The following is a 19,188-nucleotide window of genomic DNA, read 5'->3' as shown; positions in this document are numbered from 1 at the left end:
CGAGTCGAACTGGGCGTCGCCGGCGAAGGTGACTGATGCGAAACGGGTTTCGCCGGTGAAAGTGGCCCAAGTGAAATCGGTCCGGCCGAAGCGGGGCTCCCTGGTCGCGGGGTCGGTGCAGGCGGTGCGGATCCTGTTCAGCAGGGTGCTGTCGGCGGTTCAGGTGACTTCACGAGGCAGGCGGCGGCAGACTGACGACACACCGAAGCTCCAGCGATTCAAGGCGACTTGGCAAGGCCACCTGGCTCAACTGGAGCTTCGATGCATTCGTGACGTGCCAGCCCGGACCCTCCGCACTGCTCTGGCCTGCGAACTCGCAAGATCACCGGACTTTGCAGCGCCGCTGGGGGCCGGTGGTACGTGGGCTGAACGGAAGGCTTGTCAGAATCCCTGCGTGTTAAAGGACTACGTCGTAGGCGCCCCAGCCGGTTCCGACCAGTGTCCGGCCGCCGGGGAGGTAGTCGTACAGCTCACCGTTGGTGGTGACGCCGACCGATTCTGCTGCGCCGTCGCTGTTGAGGTCGGTCGCGTACGGCGTCCAGGAGCCGTTCCACCAGCCGTTGCCGTTGAAGTAGCGGGCGCCGAAGCTGATGGTGCCGCCGGCGGGTGTGGTGTTGGGGTAGACGTACAGGTCGCCCTGGTCGGTGCGGCCCATGATGTCGGCCTTGTAGTCGCCGTTGAGGTCGGCGATGCGGATGCTGGTCCAGGACGCCGGCCACCAGCCGTTGCCGCTGAACTGCCGGCTCCCGAAGGTGTCGGTGCCGCCGTTCCCGGTGCCGGGGTAGACCCACAGCTCGCCGCCGCTGTCGCGGCCGAGGATGTCGGTGCGGCCGTCCGCCGTGATGTCGCCGAAGGCGAGGGTGTCGTAGGTGTTCCAGCCGTTGCCGAGGTAGCTGGGGGAGCCGAAGGAGTTGGTGCCGGTGCCTCCCGTGCCCGGGTAGAGGTAGAGCTCGCCCGACCGGGTGCGGCCGACGATGTCGGTGCGTCCGTCGTTGTTCAGGTCGGCGGTGTAGGCGTTGGTCCAGTAGTCGCGCCACCAGCCGTTGCCGACGAAGTCGCGGGTGCCGAGGGTGTTCGTGCCCGTTCCGCCGGTGCCCCGGTAGACCCACATGTCGCCGTTGGCGTCCCTGGCAAGGACGTCGGTGTAGCCGTCCGCGTTGTAGTCGGGCCGGCTCTGGGTGCCGCTGGTCCACTGCCCCTGGCCTGCAGCGTTGTAGATCACCAGGACGCCGCGTTCGAGGACCATCGCGTAGGAGTTGGGCTTGCCCCAGGTGTTGGCGTTCCAGAGCGCCTTGGAGCCGTCGGCGCTGTAGACGACCAGGTTCCCGTCGGCCTGCATCCGGGCGAACGCGTTGGGGTTCCCGGCGGTGTTGGACGCCCAGACGGTTTTGCCGGCCTTGGACAGCAGCAGGTTGCCGTCGGCCTGCATGGCGAGCTTGGCGGTGCCGGTGGTGAACTCCTGGCCGGAGGCCAGGTTGGTACCGGAGGGGATCCGGGCGCCGACGACGCCGTCGATGGTCCAGCCGCCGGAGAAGGAGTTGACGCTTCCGTCCCAGGCCTGACCCCACCAGGCGAACAGGGTGTTGTCGGCCTGCCGTGCCCACAGGTCGGTGACGCCGTCGCCACTGATGTCACCGACCGAGCCGACGGTCGGATAGAGGGCCTTGGTGACGCCGACGCCCACTCTGGTGCGGTCCTTGGTGCCCCAGGTTGCCAGGTCGACGACGCCGTTGGCGTCCTTGCTGCCATAGGAGCGCAGGATGTCGCCCTTGTCTTCGTCACGCAGCCAGAGGTCCGGAACGCTGTCGCCGTTGAGGTCACCGGGGGCGATCACGGTGTACTTGTCCCAGTCGTTGCCGCCGACCAGGACGGGATCGGCGTTGTCCAAGTAGTCGTTGCGGCCGCCGTAGTAGGCCCAGAGCAGCTTGTCGTCGCGCACCAGCAGGTCGGGGACGCTGTCGCCGTTGAGGTCGCCGGGAGAGAGGATCTGGGTGTTCTGGTTCTGCCAGTGGTCGTTGCCGGACGGGCAGGTGCCCTCCTCGTCGGCCACCGGGCAGAACAGCTTGAGCTCCTGCTTCTTCTTCCCGAAGTTGACGCTCGCCGTGCCAAGCCCGTTGTTCGGGTAGGTCCACAGCTTGCGGCGCTTGTCGACGCCGTCGTACTCCAGGGTGACGAGGTCGTTGTAGCCGTCCTCGCCCCAGTCGCCGGAGTAGGTGATACGCGGGTCCGTGAAGCTCAGGCCGCCGTTGGTGGCGGAGGAGAACCGGCCGTCGCCTTGGCCCGCGTAGGTCAGCAGGGTGCCGTTGGAGTCGACACTCCAGATGTCCTTGTGGCCGTCGCCGTTGAGGTCGTAGGGAAGATCCCTGGCCTGCGAGCGACCGGCGTAGAAGAGGTACGTCGCGGTGTCGGAGCGGTTGCCGGCGGCATCCTGACTGAAGGCGTGGACGAAGTGCGGTCCGACGCCGGAGGGGGTGAGCGAAATGGTGGCCGTGCCGCCGGCAGGGACGTCCACGCTCTTCACCGACTGGTCCCAGTCGGTGAAGTAACCGTACCGGACGACGTCGTCGATGCCGTTGGCGGAGATGGAGAAGGCGCCGGGGTTGCGAGCCTTGCCGGTGCCGGCCGGCCAGCCGTTCTGGCCGTTCGGGAACACCGAGGAGTCGATCTTGGGCGCCTTGGCCGGGCGGGTTCGGTCGACGCTGAACCGGCAGGTGGTGCTCCAACCGGAGTACTCGCTCTGGTCGTACGCCCTGACCTGCCAGGTGTAGTCACCGGTGGGCAGTTCGGAGTCCGGCACCACCAGGGTGGAGACCCGGCCCTTGAGCGCCGGTATCCACTTGTCGGCGATCAACGAGCTGCCGCGGAATATCTGGAACTGCGCCGAGAGGTTGCCGGCGTTGGGGTCGTCGACCATCGCGTACAGGCTGACCGTGGTGTTGCCGATCAGGCCGCCGGTGGCGCAGTCGGTGCGCGGGTTGGTGCCTAGGCCCCAGGGGGTCTGCGGCGGGTCGTTGTACTTTGTCTCCAGATAGGCCGACTTGGGGTCGAACTTTTTCCAGGCGAAGGTGTCGCCCTCGTCCTCCGCGTACAGGCCGAGGGTGATGTTGGGATCCCCGGCGGCTGCGACCCGCTGCATCTTCCAGGTCAAGTCGAACTCGAGGTTGCCGCCGGGGCAGCTGCTCGAACTCCAGCCCTTGGACTCGTTGACGGTGCCCAGCCAGTCCACCTTGGCGGGCTGCTTCTCCCACGTGGTCGTTCTGTCGATGCCGGTGGTGTGCCAGAGCTGGATCTTGCGGGCCTGGCAGGACCAGGACCAGACGTTGTTGATCCGGAAGGTGGAGGAGATCACCTTCGAGCCCTTGATGTTGCTGGTGTCCATCTGGAAGAACGACCGGGAGAGACCGCCGGTGTCGCTCTCGTAGCCCACCCGGGCCACCTCGTTGGCGTTCCAGAAGCTCAGCTTCGGGAACTTCGCGGAGACCCGGGTCCAGTTCTGCCGACCGCCCCATGCCCAGGACGGGTCGATGTAGACGGGGTACTGGGTGTCGGCGGCCTTCAGCAGTGCCTGATCGGGCGTGATCTGCAGCGTGTTGCCGCTGACCGACGTCGGCATGACGGCGTCCTTGGCGCCGGCCGGCTGTTCGAACCCGCTGCCGGGATCGGAGGGCTCGCCTGCGGCCGGGGCGGCGGCGGGAGCGGCGGCCGACTTCGAGGCCTTGGCGGCGGACGGTGCGCTGCTGACCGTGGTGGAGTCCCACATCATCGGCGGCGGGCTGGTGAACACCGGGCGTCCGGCAGGGTCCATGGCCTGGACGGCGCCGGTGTCCGGGTCGGTGGCGACTGTTACGCCGACCGTGGACATCGTGTATTTGAGTGTTGCCAGTTCGGGGTCGGCCGCCGCCTGGGGGGTCTTGACGACCACCAGCTGCGAGAAGCCCTCGATCTCGGCCTTCAGCTGGACGTCGACCCCGGGCAGGACCTCGGTGTACGTGGCGACGTTTCCGTCGAGGGTGGGCTTGGGCAGCGACTTCGACCAGGAGAGTGAGAGCGTCCGCCCGTCCTTCACCCCGGTCAGCAGCGGTGCGGTGCCGCCACCGGAGAAGGCGATGGTGACCGAGGTGGCCTTTGGCCGCACCGATCCGTCGGCTGCGAACTGCAGTGTCGGGTCGGTGGCCACCCAGGCGCCTCCGCGCAATACGCGCACCGGGGTTCCGTAGTGGCGCACTGAGAAGGTGCCGTCGGGATTGGCCCAGGTATCCGACAACTCGGTCCGCGCGGAGATGAGTTCGGCCGGGACGCCGGTGGACTTGGCCTGTTGAAGGGCCATCTCCTCAGGGCTGACCGAGCCATCGTCCGGGGCCGCGGCAGGGGCGGCCGGCGCAGCCTGGGCGTTGGAGAGCGGCACGACGGTGAGGCCGACCGCGAGTCCTCCTGCCAACGCCAAGGCTATCGCCCCATTCGACCGCAAGCTTCTGCGGCCGCTATTGGAAAATATGGTCACACTGATTCCTTTGGGATGGGTTCCTGAACGAAGCGGTAGGACTCTATACCGGTCGGACGGCGCCCCTCGGCCCGAATTTTTCGGAGAACCCGGTCTGGTGACGATCACTCACAAATGCTTGCTGAAGAGAACTTTGAGTAGTATTCGTGCGCAATGCCACCAATGTTGATCAATGGTCACACATGTGGACATCTCTCCCGCGTGGCGACGAATTTGCCGAGGAATTCGTCTACGCCCCTTGCTAGCCTTCGTCGGCTCATTCATAATCTTCGAAGGGAATCGGAGTGAGAAACTCCATCGTCCGCTGGTTGGCGACCGTGGTCGCCACCACGGCGTTGATAGGTGTGCTGCCAGGTGCGGCCATGGCTGCGGATCCGCACAGCAGTCGACCCGACCTGCCGGCTTTGCAGGACGTCAAGCCGGTACCGGTCAAGCCGGCCCGGTTCGGCGATGACAAGCGGCCGAACCAGGCCGCGGCCACCGGCGGGCCGACGTCCGCGGTGGTATGGCCCGGCTCGGACCGTATTTCCGCGCGGATCCGCAGCGAAGCCGATAAGTCGCCCGGAGCCAAGGCGAATTCGCTGCGGAAGCAGCCCGCGGACGTACCGGGTGGACGCTTGGGCGTCACCGTCGCCGACCGGGCCAAGGCCAGGGCGGCAGGAGTTGACGGTGTACTGTTCTCGATTGCCGGTACCGGCCCGGACGGCGGAGACAAGGTCGATGTTTCCCTCGACTACTCCGCCTTCGCGAAGGCGTACGGCGGCGATTGGGCGGCACGCCTTCGTCTGGTGCGGCTTCCCGCCTGTGTGCTGACCACTCCGGAGCGCGTCGAGTGCCGCACACAGGTACCGCTGGCGTCGGTCAACGAGCCCGGGAAGGGCGCCGTTTCGGCCTCCGTGGACGTACCGACCCGTCCGGCTGCCGAGGCCAAGAGCTCACTGCCTGCCGCCTTGGCTGCCTCCGGCTCCGGGACGCCGATGGTGCTCGCGGCCACCGCCGACGCGTCGGGTCCCACCGGTGACTACAAGGCGACCTCGCTCCAACCGTCAGGCTCCTGGACGGCCGGCGGCTCCACCGGCGGCTTCAACTGGTCCTACCCGATCAGCGTGCCCTCGGTGCCGGGTGGGCTGCAGCCGTCCGTGACACTCGCGTACTCCTCGTCATCGGTCGACGGCCGCACCTCCGCCTCCAACAACCAGCCGGGCTGGCTCGGTGACGGATGGTCATGGGAGCCGGGCTTCATCGAACGCCGCTACAAGGGCTGCAACGACGATCAGTCCGGTGGCACCAACAGCGCCAAGGTCGGCGACCTGTGCTGGTACAACGACAACGCGGTGCTGTCGCTCGGGGGCAAGAACACCGAGCTCGTCTACGAGGCCGGCAAGGGTTGGCACCCGGCGACCGACTCGGGCGAGAAGGTCGAGAAGCTCACCGGTGCGACCAACGGTGACAACGACGGTGAGCACTGGAAGATCACCACGGTTGACGGCACCCAGTACTTCTTCGGCATGAACCGCCTGCCCGGCTATACGGCTGGCGCGGCGGAGACGAAGTCGGCGTGGACGGTGCCGGTGTTCGGCAACCAGTCCGGCGAGCCCTGCTACAACTCCTCCTTCGCCAACGCCTGGTGCCAGCAGGCCTGGCGCTGGCAGCTGGACTACGTGGTCGACCCGGGCGGCAACGCCATGGCGTACTACTGGAACACCGAGACCAACAGCTACGCCCGCAACTGGAGTTCCACGACCGGCAAGGGCACCGCGACGCAGTACGTTCGCGGCGGCTGGCTCGACCGCGCCGAGTACGGACTGCGCTCCGACGCTGTCTACAGCGGCAAGCCGATGGGTACGGTCAAGTTCGACGTCAACGAGCGCTGCCTCTCCACCTGCGACACCTTCGACGAGGCCAGCGCCAAGAACTGGCCGGACGTCCCGTTCGACCAGTACTGCAAGGACGGCGACGATTGCAAGGCGAAGTCCTCGCCGACCTTCTGGTCCCGCAAGCGGCTGACCGCCATCACCACCAAGGTGCTCACCGGTGGCGCCAACCAGGACGTGGACACCTGGAACCTCGTGCAGAGCTTCCCGCCCTCGGGCGACGGGATCTCTACACCGATGTGGCTGGCCTCCATCACCCGCACGGGCAAGAGCAACGGCACCGGCACGCTTCCGCCGGTCACCTTCGCCGGCGAGCAGCTGGCGAACCGCGTCGACAAGACCGGTGACGGCCTCGCCCCGTTCATCCGCCTCCGCCTGAACCAGGTCACCACCGAGACCGGAGGTACCATCGGAGCGTACTACTCCGATCAGGACTGCACCCCCACCTCCCTTCCGCCCGCGGACGGGGGCAACACCACCCGCTGTTACCCGGTGAAGTGGGCCTACGAGGGCACCACGGCCGAACTCGACTGGTTCAACACCTACGTGGTGACCAAGGTCGTCGAGGGCGACAACGTCGTCGAGAGTCCGGACAAGGTCACCGAGTATTCCTACCTGGACGGCGCGGCCTGGGCCAAGAACGACGACGAGTTCACCAAGGCCGAGGACCGCGTGCATTCCGTCTTCCGCGGCTACGGCCGGGTACAGTCCCGGATGGGCGCCGGGTACGACGCCCGGACCCTCACAGAGACCCGCTACTTCCGGGGTATCGACGGTGCCCAGGTCGCGGACTCCAGCGGTGCCACGGTTGCCGACCGTCCGCAGTTCGCCGGTCAGACCCGCGAGAAGATCACCTACAACGGCGACGGCGGCCCGCTGGTCTCCGCCACCTCCTACACACCCTGGCGCTCCAACGCGACGGCGACCCGTAGCAGGGCCGGCCTGCCGGCCCTGGAGGCGTTCCTCACCGGTGTCGAGAAGGAGCGGACCCGTACCACGGTGACCGGTGGCGAACGCCGGACCTCGCTGTCCCGGACGTTCGACCAGTACGGCATGGCCAGCACCGTCTCCGACCTCGGCGACGAGGCCGACGGCAACGACGACCAGTGCACCAGGACGACATACGCCCGCAACACCGAGGCGTGGCTGCTCGACAGGGTCTCCCGGACCGAGACCGTCGCCGTGGCGTGCGAAGGCGCCGCCAGCCGTCCGGCCGACATCATCTCCGACAGGCAGAACTTCTACGACGGCTCGACCGCGCTGGACACCGCGCCGGTCAAGGGCCTGGTGACCGAGACCCGCACCGTCAACGGAGCGGGCACCGGCTACGACACCGTCTCCCGCACCGGCTACGACCCCTACGGCCGGGCCGTCTCCGTCTTCGACGCCTACGGCAAGGAGACCACCACCGCCTACACCCCGGCGGCGGGCGAGGTGCCCACCCAGTCCGTCGTCACCAACCCGCTCGGTCACAAGACGACCACCACCCTGGACCGCAGAGGACAGGAGATCGCTGTCTCTGATGCCAACAACAAGCTCACCACCACCGCCTACGATGCGCTGGGCCGGGTCACCAAGGTATGGCTTCCGACCCGGTCGGCGGCAACCTACCCCGACTCGCCCAACTACTCGTACAGCTATCAGGTCCGCAACGACGGCGTGAACGTCATCGGCACCAGTACCCTCCAGCACGATTCCACGTACCTGACCAGGTACGTGCTGCTGGACGGCCTGCTCCGGGCGCGGCAGACCCAGGAGCCCTCGCCGAGCGGCTCGGGGCGCCTGGTCTCGGAGACCTTCTACGACACCCGCGGCCTGGCCTGGCGGGACTCCGGAAAGTTCTACGCCGAGGGTGCTGCCGAGGGCATCCTGGTGATCGGTCAGGAACTGAAGTACCCCGCCTCCACCGACACCGTCTTCGACGGCGCGGTACGTCCGACCGCCGTCATCAGCAAACGGTTCGGCGACGAAACCAAGCGGACCTCGACCACCTACCACGGCGACGCCACCACGGTGGTGCCGCCGCAGGGCGGTGTGGCCACGACCACCTACACCGACGGCCGCGGCCACAAGACGGAGGTCAAGGAGTACACCGACCAGGCCCGCACCGTGTCGCAGTCGGTGAAGTACGCCTACGACAAGCGCGGACTGCTGACCGAGGTCAGCGACCCGGCCGGCAACAAGTGGAAGACCGCCTACGACGTTCGTGGACGCGTGGTGCAGACCGACGATCCCGACAAGGGGCGGACCACCACCAGTTTCGACGCCGGTGACCGGCCGGTCGACAGCACCGACGCGCGCAACATCACCCTGCACACCGACTACGACGCGCTCGGCCGCCACACCGCGCTCAAGCAGGGCTCGACCGTGCTCTCGGAGTGGGTCTACGACACCGTGGCCAAGGGCCAGCTGTCCAAGACCATCCGGCACACTGACGGCTCGGACTACGTGGTGGAGGTCACGGCCTACAACAGCCTGTACAAGCCGACCGCCAACCAGATCATCGTTCCCGTCTCCGAGGGCGCTCTGGCCGGTACGTACAAGTGGACCACGTCCTACAACGCCAACACCGGCCAGGTGATGTGGACCCAGCAGCCCGCCGCCGGCGGACTTCCCCAGGAGCGGGTCACCAACTCCTACACGCCGACGGCGGGCCTGCCCTCGACCGTCTACGCGGGCAGTGACCCGATCCTCTCGGCAGTCGGCTACGACCACTACGGGCGCACGACACGCGAGGAGTTCGGCGCGTTCGGCAAGCAGCTGTGGGCGTCGTACGAGTACGACGAGCACACCGGAGCGCTGACCCGCGCGGTCACCGATCGGGAGACCGCGCCACAGCGCATCGACGACACCGGCTACAGCTACGACTCGGTGGGGGACGTCACCGGGATCACCACCAGCAGCGGCCAGGACGCCGCCATGGTCACCGACCGGCAGTGCTTCTCGCTCGACGGGCTCCGCCGGATCACCGAAGCCTGGACCGCCCGGGACAACTGCGAGGCGGGCCCTCAGGGCAACGTGGCAGGGCCGGACGCCTACTGGACGTCCTACACCTTCGACACGCTCGGCAACCGAAAGTCGGAGGTACGCCACGAGAGCGTCACCGGCGGCGCCGGTGACATCAGCCGGACGTACACCGTCCCGGCCGCGGGTGCCGCCCGCCCGCACGCGCTGACCTCGGTCTCCGAGACCGGGCCCAGCGGCACCCGGGTCGACCAGTTCGGTTACGACGCGGCCGGAAACACCGACAGCCGCCAGATCCAGAGCGGATCGCAGGCCCTGGAGTGGGACGCAGAGGGCCATCTGGCCAAGCTCACCCAGGGATCGGAGGTCAGCAGCTACCTGTACGACGCCGAGGGCGCCCGCTTCATCCGCCGCGACTCCACCGGTACCACGCTCTACCTTCCGGGGGGCAACGAACTGCTGCTCCCCAAGACCGGTGCGGTGGCGGGCACGCGGTACTACACCGTCGGCTCCAAGACGGTCGCCGTCCGGACCGGGGGCGCGCTCCTCTTCCTCCTGGCGGATCGTCAGGGAACGGCGAGCGTCCAGGTCGACTCCCAGACCCAGGCGGTGACACGACGCAAGACCACCGTCTTCGGTGCTCCCCGGGGCGTACAGGCCAGTGCCTGGGCGGGCCAGCGGACCTTCGTCGGCGGCACCCAGGACGGCGACACCGGCCTGACCCACATCGGGGCACGCGAGTACGACCCGGTCACCGGCCGGTTCATCAGCGTCGACCCGCAACTGGATACCGGCGACACGCAACAACTGCACGCCTACGCGTACGGCAGCAACAATCCCGTCACGTTCAGCGATCCGACGGGTGAGCGGATGTGCGCTGACAGTTGCGCGGCGGGTGAGGCCTGGGTCGGGACGGGGGGCACCTTCCACGAAGGAAGCAGCCCGTCGACCCCCTCCCCGACGTGGACGGTCGGCGACACCGATCGCATCGCCGCCAACACCGTCAGCAGCTACACCTTCACCTACACCGACGACGCCAACCGCCGCCGCAACCAGTACCGCGCTTCGGACCGCCTGGCCAGTCAGACCGCACAGGAGATGCGGTCGGTCTACGGTCAGAAAGCGGCCGCACAGTGGGTCGTCGATGAGCGCAACGCGCTTCGGAGCCGCTATCGGAGCCCGCTCGAGGACTGGTACCTGCCCCGTACGCGGGGAGAGAAGGACTTCCCCACCTATGACGCGTTGCGGCAGCGCAAGACGGACGCCGCGATCATCGAGAGCGCGGCGAGGACCAACCCGCGGGCGAACCAGCTGGCCAGGGCGTCCAAGATCGGTGGGCGAGTCCTGCTCGGCGTAGACGTCGGCATCGGCATCTACGAGGTCGCGACAGCACCCGAGGGAGAGAAGGTCCGCACCGCAGCCAGGGAAGCGGGAGGCATCGCCGGCGCCGTGGCCGGAGCCAAACTGGGCGGTATGATCGGCCTGTCCATCGGTAGTGCCTTCCCAGGCCCTGGATCAGCCATCGGACTTGTCGCAGGCGGCGTCATCGGCGCGGCGATCGGGAGCACCGCCGGTCGGAAGATCGGGAACTGGGTGGGGGGACTGTTCAAGTGACGGAGCCAACGCGGGGCATCGTCCTGACGGTTGCGCTTCGGGAAGGTGACGATCTGCTGGTGGCTGAGCTGCGGGCGGGGGTGCTGGTCCGGCAGTCACGACTGCCGGGGTGTCAGATTCCTGAGCTTCGGTCTCTCCCGGTGCGGGTGATCCGCCACGACCGGGGCGTCTCGCTGATCGCCCCGGCTGCCGACGGCGGTGTCCCCGTGCACGTCGCGGACGGCGTGGGCGAGGAGTTCACGACCCTCCCCACCTCCCCGGCCTCGGACCTGCAGCCAGGCCAGTACCACGTGCTGCAGGACGGGACCACCGTGCTGGTCGGTGCGGAGTACCGGTCAGACCTCGGCACTGTGCGCAGGGTCCACCGACTGCCCTGGCGAGCAACGGCCTGGGAGGAGGTCCCGGTCCCGGAGCGCTACGTCGTCCTGGGTGCGACCAGCACCCCTGAGGAGCCGCTGGTGTTGTCTGGCGGCAGACTGCAGACGACGGGCCGCTCGGGCGAGCCGTACCCGGTCCCCGTGCTGGTCACCCCGGCGCCCACCGGAGGCGGATGGAGTGAGCTTGACTTCACCGGGTGGGGTCGGCCGTCGGTCGGCTGGCGCGACAGGCTCGGCCGGCCCCTGGTGGACCCGCGCACAGGCGCTCTCGCGGCGGCGACCGGAGCAGGGGACCTCTGGTGCATGGCGACCGAGTTCGGCGAGTGGTGGGAACACATCCTGCTCTACGCGGCGGACTCGGCCGACCAGTCGTGGTCGTTCATCCGTCTTCCCCTCGACGAACTGGCAGGGTGCCCCTCGGTTGCGGCAGACGGTGTCACCGCCGTCTCGGCCAAGGGAAGGCTCCTGAACTATGTGCGTGGTACGGGCCGGTGGACGTCTTCGGACCTGAGCCCCGTGCTGCGCGGGCTCCACCCCGGCGCCGCGGACGGAGTCACCGTCACCGACATGGTGGTGGCGGGGGATCGCCTGGTGCTTGTCGTCGATCTCTCTGCCGGGGGACCGCCCGAGGGGAAGGTCGTCTGTTCGCTCCCATTGGACGGGAGGTCCGCCGAGCTCATCTTTGAGGCCGCGGATCCGGACTGCTCAGTGCGCGCCCTGACGGTCTGATCATCGGAGTTGCCATCGAGGGCCCCGTTCCTCCGACAGGAGGGGCGGGGCCCTTCTCCATCCCGACGATCGTCCTCAAGCAGCGCCCCCGCAAACGCCCCGCACTCATCACCACCGCCTGCCTGCTGCTGGGGCCGGCCGCGCCCCTGGCCGTCCAGGCCCGATACGGAGCCTGACCCCGGCAAGCCTGACAGGCCCCAGGCTGCCGCCCCGCCCCGCCCGTCCCGCCCGCCCCGCAAGAGGCGGGGCGGCAGCCTCCCCCGGCCGACTGGCTACCCGTCCGCCTTCCCCAACACCTTCACCGCTTCGTCCTCGGCGCCGGCCCGCCGGTAAGCCTCGGCGGATGCCTCGCGCGTGGTGCGTACCTCGCCGGCTAGGCGTCCGGCGGCGAGGAGGGTGTCGGCGAGTTCGCCGAGCGCCTCGCCCTCGCGGTACGCGTCGTCCAGCTCGCGGAACACGGCGGCGGCACGCTCGCCGACCTCCACCGCCTGACCGTACGCTCCGGTGCCCCGCCACGCGGTGCCGAGGTTGTTCCACGCCATGCCTTCGTTGTGGCGGTCGTCGAGGTCGCGGTAGATGTCGAGGGCGTGCTGGTAGGCGTCGAGGGCGTCGTCGAAGCGGCGCAGATCCTTGAGGGCGAGGCCGAGGTTGTTCCACGCCGCGCCTTCGCCGTGGCGGTCGCCGAGGTCGCGGTAGATGTCGAGGGCGTGCTGGTAGGCGTCGAGAGCCTCGTCGAAGCGGCGCAGCCCAGCAAGGGCGAGGCCGAGGCTGTTCCACGCCGCGCCTTCGTTGTATCGGTCGCCGAGGCTGCGGTGGATGTCGAGGGCGCTTTGGTGGGCGTCGAGGGCGTCGTCGAAGCGGCGCAGCCCGGCGAGGGCGAGGCCCACACCGTCCCATGCCAAGCCTTCGCCGTGATGGTTGCCGAGGCCGCAGTTGATGTCGAGGGCGCTTTGGTGGGCATCGAGGGCCTTGTCGAAGCGGCGCAGCTCCTGGAAGGCGTTGCCGAGGCTGTTCCACGCGATGCCTTCGCCGTGTCGGCTGCCGAGAGAGGTGGCCGCGTCGTGGGCCAGGGTGGCGACGACCAGGGCGTCCTGCAGATACCGGCGTGAACGCAGGTAAACCCCCAGAAGGGACACCAGCTCCACGGTGACCTCACGATGACCGCCAGCACGCGCGGCATGGACAGTGGCGACGAGATTGGCGCGCTCCGCATCCAGCCAGGCCATCGCTGCGCCCCGGTCGGGGAAGTGCTTCTTGTCACCGCCCGCGGCGGGGTTCAGATGGACGATGGCTGCTCGCGAGGTGCGGGCATAGTACTCGAAGAGGCGGGTCAGGGCTTTGGCGCTCTGCTGGGGGTTCTGCCGGGCCTGTTCGGCGGCGTAGGCACGGACGAGGTCGTGCATCCGCCAGCGTCCGGTGTCGGGGTCCTGCCGGATGAGACTGGCCCTGGACAGGGCGACCAGCCGGGCCCGGACATCCTTGAGTTTGGTGATGCCGGTGACGGCGGCTGCGGTTTCGGTGGACAGGTCGGGTCCGGGGTTGACCGCGAGGAGGCGGAACAGCTCGGCCTGGGGCAGGACCAGCCGTCGGTAGGAGCGCTCCAGCACGGCGCGTACCGCCCTCGGTCCGTCCTCCAGGACGTCGAGGCGCTCGTCGAGGTCTTCCAGGTCCTGGGCGAGCTGGCCTGGTGTGAGGGAGCGGTCCGCGGCGAGCTGGGAGGCGGCGATCTGCAGGGCCAGTGGCAGGTGCCCGCACAGTTCGGCGACCCTGGCCGCGCCGTCGGGATCCGCGGCGATGCGCCGGTCCTTGGGCAGAGTGATGCGCAGCGCGGTGTCCATGAGGGTGACGGACTCCTCGGGGCCGAGGACGTCGAGGTCGATCAGGCGGGCGCCAAGAGCGGCCGCGAAGTTGTCGCGGGAGGTGACCAGCAGCCGGTGCGGTCCGTTCCCAGGGTGGAGATGCTCGACCTGCTCAACGGCGCAGGCATTGTCGCCGAGGACCAGGATCCGCTCCCCGGCCTGTGCCCGGGTGGCGAGCCGGGCACGGTAGAGGGCGGCACGCTGGTCCGTCTCGGGGGGAATCTGCTCGGGCTCGACGCCGAGAGCGCGCAGGGCAGCATCCAGGGCTTGGCCGGCGTCAAGGACCGTGTCGTCGTAGCCGTGCAGGTCCAGGAACAGCACACCGGTGAACAGACCGCGCTTGAGGGCGGCGTGGGCGGTGGCGAGGCCGAGGGTGGTCTTGCCCATCCCTCCCATCCCGAGCACCGACGCCACCACCACTGCCTTCGTGGCCGGCCCCGTACCGCCGTCGGCGGCCGTGGGGTCCAGGATCGCCAGGAGGTCCTCCAGGTCTTCGGTGCGGCCGGTGAAGCCGGGTGGGACAGCCGGCGGAGGAGCCAGCGGCGCCGGCACCGGTTGTGCGACGGATGCCGGATCGGGGAGGGGGCCGTGGTGATGGTGAACGTTGACGTCCCGGCCGGCCTGGTGGACGATCCCGCTGCCGGTGGTGTCGGCCCGCATCTGGGTGTGCTCGACACGGCTGCGCTCGCCGATCGCCGCATGCGCGATGTCACCTCCGGCACCGACCGCACCCTCGCCGGAAGCTTCGACCTTCCGCGACGAGGACCCTCCCGCCGCGGTGCCCGGACCTGCTTCCGCAACCGTGTCTCCGGGCCCGGCGGAGGACGGAGCCTTTGGCTGTCCTGCTTCCCTTTCGTCCGGCCCGGCCGATGGGCCGCTGCTTTCCGGGACGGCCTTGCCGAACGGCTTCTTGTCCCTGGTCCAGGGCAGACGGGGTGTCACGGGCGCGGTCCGCTCAGGTCGATGCCGGTGATGTCGCCTCCTGCGGCGATCGAGCCTGCTCCGGTGGCGCGTACCTCGCGCTTGTCGATCCCGGGCACGGCCTCGTTCCCGGCCTGAGCAGCCGGGCTACCGCCCCCGGCCCCGGCCCCGGCTGTGGTGATGTTGCCGGCGGCGGCGATGCCGCCTTGCTCGGAGTGGACCGTCACCTCCCGCACGCCCCCACCGGGTGCCCCCGCGGCCGGTGCGGGGGCCGTTGCGGCCCCGCCGGCACCAGCACCGGCACCAGTACCGGCACCTGTACTGCTGCCGGTCCCGCCCGGGGTCCGCCGCAGCTCACGTACCGTCAGCACCAGGCCCGCCAGGGAGGCCACCGCGCCGACTACGCTCGCGATCTTGTCCGCGCTCTCCAGGTCCACCAGCACCGCGACCAGCACCAGACCGGCCCCGGCCACAGCACAGCCCGCCGCCACGGCCCACCACATCCACCGGCGCACCCGCGCCACCCCCAACTCCATGCCGACACAGCCCCCGTGGCCGGGATTCTCCCACCCACAGGACCGACACCGCGCTCGAACACCCACCCCCGAACCGACCCACTCGCACCCTGCCCGGCCGGGACCACCCCGCCGCCCTGCCCGCTGCCGACGGCGCGTGCTTCCGCCGGGACATCCGAACACGGCAGGCACCGGCAGGTGCCGGGGCACGGGCACGCCACTGCGCGAGCGAGCGCTTGGCCGACGACGAGCGGCCGGGTCTGAGCGGCTGGGCCCAAGCGGTACCAGCCGGCTACCCGTCCGTCTTGCCCAGCACCTTTTCCGCTTCGTCATCGGCGCCGACTGTCCGGTAGGCCGCTGCGGATGCCTCGCGGACGGCCCTTACCTCAACAGTTGGCCGTCCGGCTGCCTGCAGGGTGTCGGCGAGCTCGCCCAGTGCCTGGCCCTCGCGGTACGGGTCGTCCAGCTCGCGGAACACGGCCACAGCACGCTCGCCGGCCTCCACGGCCTGCTCGTACGCCCCGGTGCTCCGCCATGCGGTGCCGAGGTTGTTCCAGGCCGGGCCTTCGCGGTGGCGGTCGCCGAGGTCGCGGCGGATGTCGAGGGCGCGTTGGTGGGCGGCGATGGCGTCGTCGAAGCGGCGCAGCTTCTGGAGGGCGAGGCCGAGGTTGTTCCACGCACCGCCTTCGCCGTGGCGGTCACCGAGGGCCTGGTAGATGTCGAGGGAGTGTTGGTGGGCGGCGATGGCGTCGTCGAAGCGCCGCAGCTCCCTGAGGGCGAGGCCGAGGTTGTTCCACGCCGTGCCTTCGCCGTGGCGGTTGTCGAGGGTCTGGTGGATGTCGAGGGAGTGTTGGTGGGCGTTGAGGGCGTCGTCGAAGCGCCGCAGCTCCTGGAAGGCGTTGCCGAGGTTGTTCCACGCACCGCCTTCGCGGTGGCGGTCGCCGAGGGAGGTGGCCGCATCGTGGGCGAGGGTGGCGACGGCCAGGTCGTCCTGCAGATACCGGCGTGACCGCAGGTAGTCCCCCAGAAAGAATGCCAGTTCGATGGTGGTCTCGCGGTGGCCGGCGGCGTGTGCGGTGTGGACGGCGGCGACGAGGTTCACGCGTTCGGCGTCCAGCCAGGCCATCGCCGCACCCCAGTCCTTGAACTGCAGCCCTCGGCTGCTGCTGTTCGTCGTCGGGTCCAGGTGGGCGTCCGCGTTGCGTGCGGTGAGGGCGTAGTGGTCCAGGAGGCGGTGCAGAGCGGTGCGGGTGTGCTGTGGGCTCTGCCGGGCTTGTTCGGTGGCGTAGGCGCGGACGAGGTCGTGCATGCGCCAGCGTCCGGTGTGGGGGTCCTGGCGGATGAGACTGGCCTTGGAGAGGGCGACGAGCCGGTTGCGGACGTCCCGGGTCTTGGTGATGCCGGTGGTGGCGGCGGCGGTCTCCGTGGACAGGTCGGGTCCGGGGTTGACGGCCAGGAGCCGGAACAGTTCGGCGTGGGGGAGGGCCAGGCGGCGGTAGGAGCGTTCCAGCACGGCGCGTACCGCCCGTGGTCCGTCTTCCAGGACGTCGAGGCGCTCGCCGAGGTCTTCCAGGTCCTGGGCGAGCCGGCCGGGTGTGAGGGTACGGTCCGCGGTGAGCTGGGCTGCGGCGATCTGCAGGGCGAGCGGAAGGTGTCCGCACAGCTCGGCGACCCGGGCCGTGCCGTCGGGGTCGGCGGCGATCCGCCCGTCCTTGGGCAGGGTGATGCGCAGTGCGGTGTCCATCAGCGCCATGGACCGGTCGGGGGTGAGGACGTCGAGGTCGATCAGGCGGGCGCCGAGAGCGGCGGCGAAGTCGTCGCGGGAGGTGACCAGCAGCCGGTGCGGGCCGTTTCCTGGATCGAGATGCTCCACCTGCCCGGCTTCGCAGGCGTTGTCGGCCACGACCAGGACCCGCTGGCCGGCCCGGGTGCGGGCGGCGAGCTGGGCGCGGTAGAGGGCTGCGCGTTGGTCGGTCTCGGGCGGGATCCGTTCGGGGTTGGTGCCCAGGGCGCGCAGGGCTGCGTCCAGGGCCTGGCCGGCGTCGAGGGTGGTGTCGTCGTAGCCGTGCAGGTCCAGGAACAGCACCCCGGTGAACAGGCCCCGCTCCAGGACGGTCTCGGCGACGGCCAGGGCGAGGGTGGTCTTGCCCATCCCGCCCATCCCCAGCACGGACGCCACCATCACCGCCTCCGGGTGCGATTCGCCCGCGGCAGCCGTGGGGCCGGGACTGCTGCCGGGGGAAGGGTCCAGGAGGGCAAGAAGGTCTTCCAGGTCCTCGTCCCGGCCGGTGAACCCCCGCGGCACGCCACGCGGAGGCGCAATCGGCGGCAGCACCGGCCCGGCCGGCTCCACCACCTGCCCGACCGGCACGAGCCCGTCCGAAGGCCCCGCCGTGACCGATGTGCTGTTGCTGTCGAATTCATCGACATCCCTGACGAGAGCCCCATACATTTTCCGCCAGTGGCGAATATCCCCAATCGGCCCTTCCAGCGGGAATCCTTCTTTTTCGGAATGCTTTTCGCAGGCAGTGTGGAAGGCGGCGATCTTGTCCCAGCTCGGAACGCGGAAGGTGCCGTTCTTTCCTTCCAGGAGCTCGCTGATCGCGCTGGTATTCAGGACCGAGCCCGATTCCTTGACGAGCTGCGGCCCGGTGGGGCTGCCGGCATCGACCCGCAGGTCTTTCAGCCGGCGGGCGAACTCGCGCAGAGCGTCCTGTGCTTGTGGGCTGTGTCCTGGCGCCATCGTGGCCCCCTGCCTGTCCTTCTCCCGCACCGCCGGCCGGTGCGCGAGTCCCGCGCGGCAGGCCGGGGTGTCCTCCCCTGGTCCACGGACCCGCGGCCTGACCGCGGTCTCCGACGCAGCCCTTGCGGGTGGGCACCGGTGGCCGGGCGTGCGGTCCGCGGTTGTCCGTACCGGTCCGTGATCGTCCGCCGGACCGGCCTCCAACCCTAGTGCTCACCTGCGTGGATGGGGGGCGTTTCCGGGATGGTCCGGGTGTGTCCGCGGATCGTCCCCGGGGCCTTCCCGGCCGGGATCGTGGTGCCTCAAGCCGGCCGGCTGACCCGTGTTCACCACGACCCGCAAGGGGAGGACCTGATGTCCCGCAAGCAGCAGCGCACCCGGAACGAGAAGACCCCGCGCACCCCGGTGGTCCCCGAGCAGCCGACCGCACCCCGCCACGACCAGGAGCCGGCCCCGGCCTCTGCCGGTGACCGGCTCGCCGGGCAAGCCGTCCGCGGTGCCGCCACCGGCACCTTCCGCTCGGTCACCGACTGGCTCATCGAGCAGATCACCGAGCACTTCGGCTAACCCACCCGCCCCTGCTGGGGGCCGGCGCCCACACCGGGCACCGGCCCCCGGCAGGGGCGGTCCCGACCGCGCCTCCGAACCGTCAGCGCCTCCGAGCCTCTGCCGCACCGATCACCGCCCACCCCCGGCAGAGAGAATCCTCGGCTATGACGTGGTGGCGGGTGGTGGGCGGGGCCGGAATGCGAACCGGGCGTGTGGCGTGATTTTCTGGCGACCGGTTTCTGATACCGCGCCAGCCCGGAATTCCTGCCTGATCCCGGACCTTATTGGGCGGGAATTTCGGCGAGGCCGTGAGGGATGCTTTCGGCTCAGTCCGCACAGCTTCTGCGGCGGGATCTGCTGACAGTGTAGAACTGATACAGGAGCAGGTCGGGGATCTTGCCACCCCCAGACCGGCCGCCCGCCCACCAAGCCCCGGCACCTCCCCTAGTCAGCCAGTAGTGACCAGCACTCCTGCCGGACGGTCACTGGATCGCCTCGCCTGGGCCGCCCGCCCCCTGAAGCGAAGCGGAAGGGGGCTCGTT

General features: G+C 69.4%; 7 protein-coding genes. 3 read left to right on the top strand and 4 right to left on the bottom strand.

Going from position 1 to position 19,188, the window contains the following annotated elements:
- Positions 1–397: 397 nt before the first annotated feature.
- On the bottom strand, positions 398–4,444 hold the full coding sequence (locus tag SNE206_RS14730) for an FG-GAP-like repeat-containing protein (protein WP_407913782.1): 4,047 nt from the start codon (positions 4,442–4,444) through the stop codon (positions 398–400).
- A gap of 674 nt (positions 4,445–5,118) precedes the next feature.
- Here SNE206_RS14730 and SNE206_RS14725 point away from each other — a divergent pair.
- On the top strand, positions 5,119–10,953 hold the full coding sequence (locus SNE206_RS14725; RefSeq protein WP_407913781.1) for an RHS repeat-associated core domain-containing protein: 5,835 nt from the start codon (positions 5,119–5,121) through the stop codon (positions 10,951–10,953).
- A 59-nt stretch (positions 10,954–11,012) separates the two neighbouring features.
- Positions 11,013–12,059 carry a hypothetical protein gene (locus SNE206_RS14720; RefSeq protein WP_407913780.1) on the top strand — a complete coding sequence of 349 codons (1,047 nt, stop codon included), beginning with the start codon at positions 11,013–11,015 and terminating at the stop codon, positions 12,057–12,059.
- A gap of 272 nt (positions 12,060–12,331) precedes the next feature.
- Here SNE206_RS14720 and SNE206_RS14715 read toward each other — a convergent pair whose 3' ends face one another.
- The 3 genes from SNE206_RS14715 to SNE206_RS14705 form a co-directional block, all read right to left on the bottom strand.
- Positions 12,332–14,578 carry a tetratricopeptide repeat protein gene (locus tag SNE206_RS14715; protein ID WP_407913779.1) on the bottom strand — a complete coding sequence of 749 codons (2,247 nt, stop codon included), beginning with the start codon at positions 14,576–14,578 and terminating at the stop codon, positions 12,332–12,334.
- A 278-nt stretch (positions 14,579–14,856) separates the two neighbouring features.
- Positions 14,857–15,375 (bottom strand): hypothetical protein, encoded by a 519-nt coding sequence (locus tag SNE206_RS14710; RefSeq protein WP_407913778.1) that lies wholly within the window; start codon positions 15,373–15,375, stop codon positions 14,857–14,859.
- A 271-nt stretch (positions 15,376–15,646) separates the two neighbouring features.
- A complete protein-coding gene (locus SNE206_RS14705) occupies positions 15,647–17,536 on the bottom strand; it encodes a tetratricopeptide repeat protein (protein ID WP_407913777.1) in 1,890 nt (629 codons plus the stop codon).
- A 915-nt stretch (positions 17,537–18,451) separates the two neighbouring features.
- Between SNE206_RS14705 and SNE206_RS14700 the strand changes: the two genes are divergently transcribed.
- Complete coding sequence (locus tag SNE206_RS14700; protein ID WP_407913776.1) at positions 18,452–18,664, top strand: hypothetical protein; 213 nt, start codon at positions 18,452–18,454, stop codon at positions 18,662–18,664.
- Positions 18,665–19,188: the final 524 nt, after the last annotated feature.

It is taken from the genome of Kitasatospora sp. NE20-6 (assembly GCF_045862635.1).
This window is presented reverse-complemented; position numbering and strand designations above follow the sequence as displayed.

What these genes read in the sequence shown, in the direction of transcription:
- SNE206_RS14710 (WP_407913778.1), bottom strand. Translation starts at nt 15,375, where the DNA reads ATGGAGTTGGGGGTGGCGCGGGTGCGCCGGTGGATGTGGTGGGCCGTG.
- SNE206_RS14715 (WP_407913779.1), bottom strand. Translation starts at nt 14,578, where the DNA reads ATGCGGGCCGACACCACCGGCAGCGGGATCGTCCACCAGGCCGGCCGG.
- SNE206_RS14700 (WP_407913776.1), top strand. Translation starts at nt 18,452, where the DNA reads ATGTCCCGCAAGCAGCAGCGCACCCGGAACGAGAAGACCCCGCGCACC.
- SNE206_RS14705 (WP_407913777.1), bottom strand. Translation starts at nt 17,536, where the DNA reads ATGGTGGCGTCCGTGCTGGGGATGGGCGGGATGGGCAAGACCACCCTC.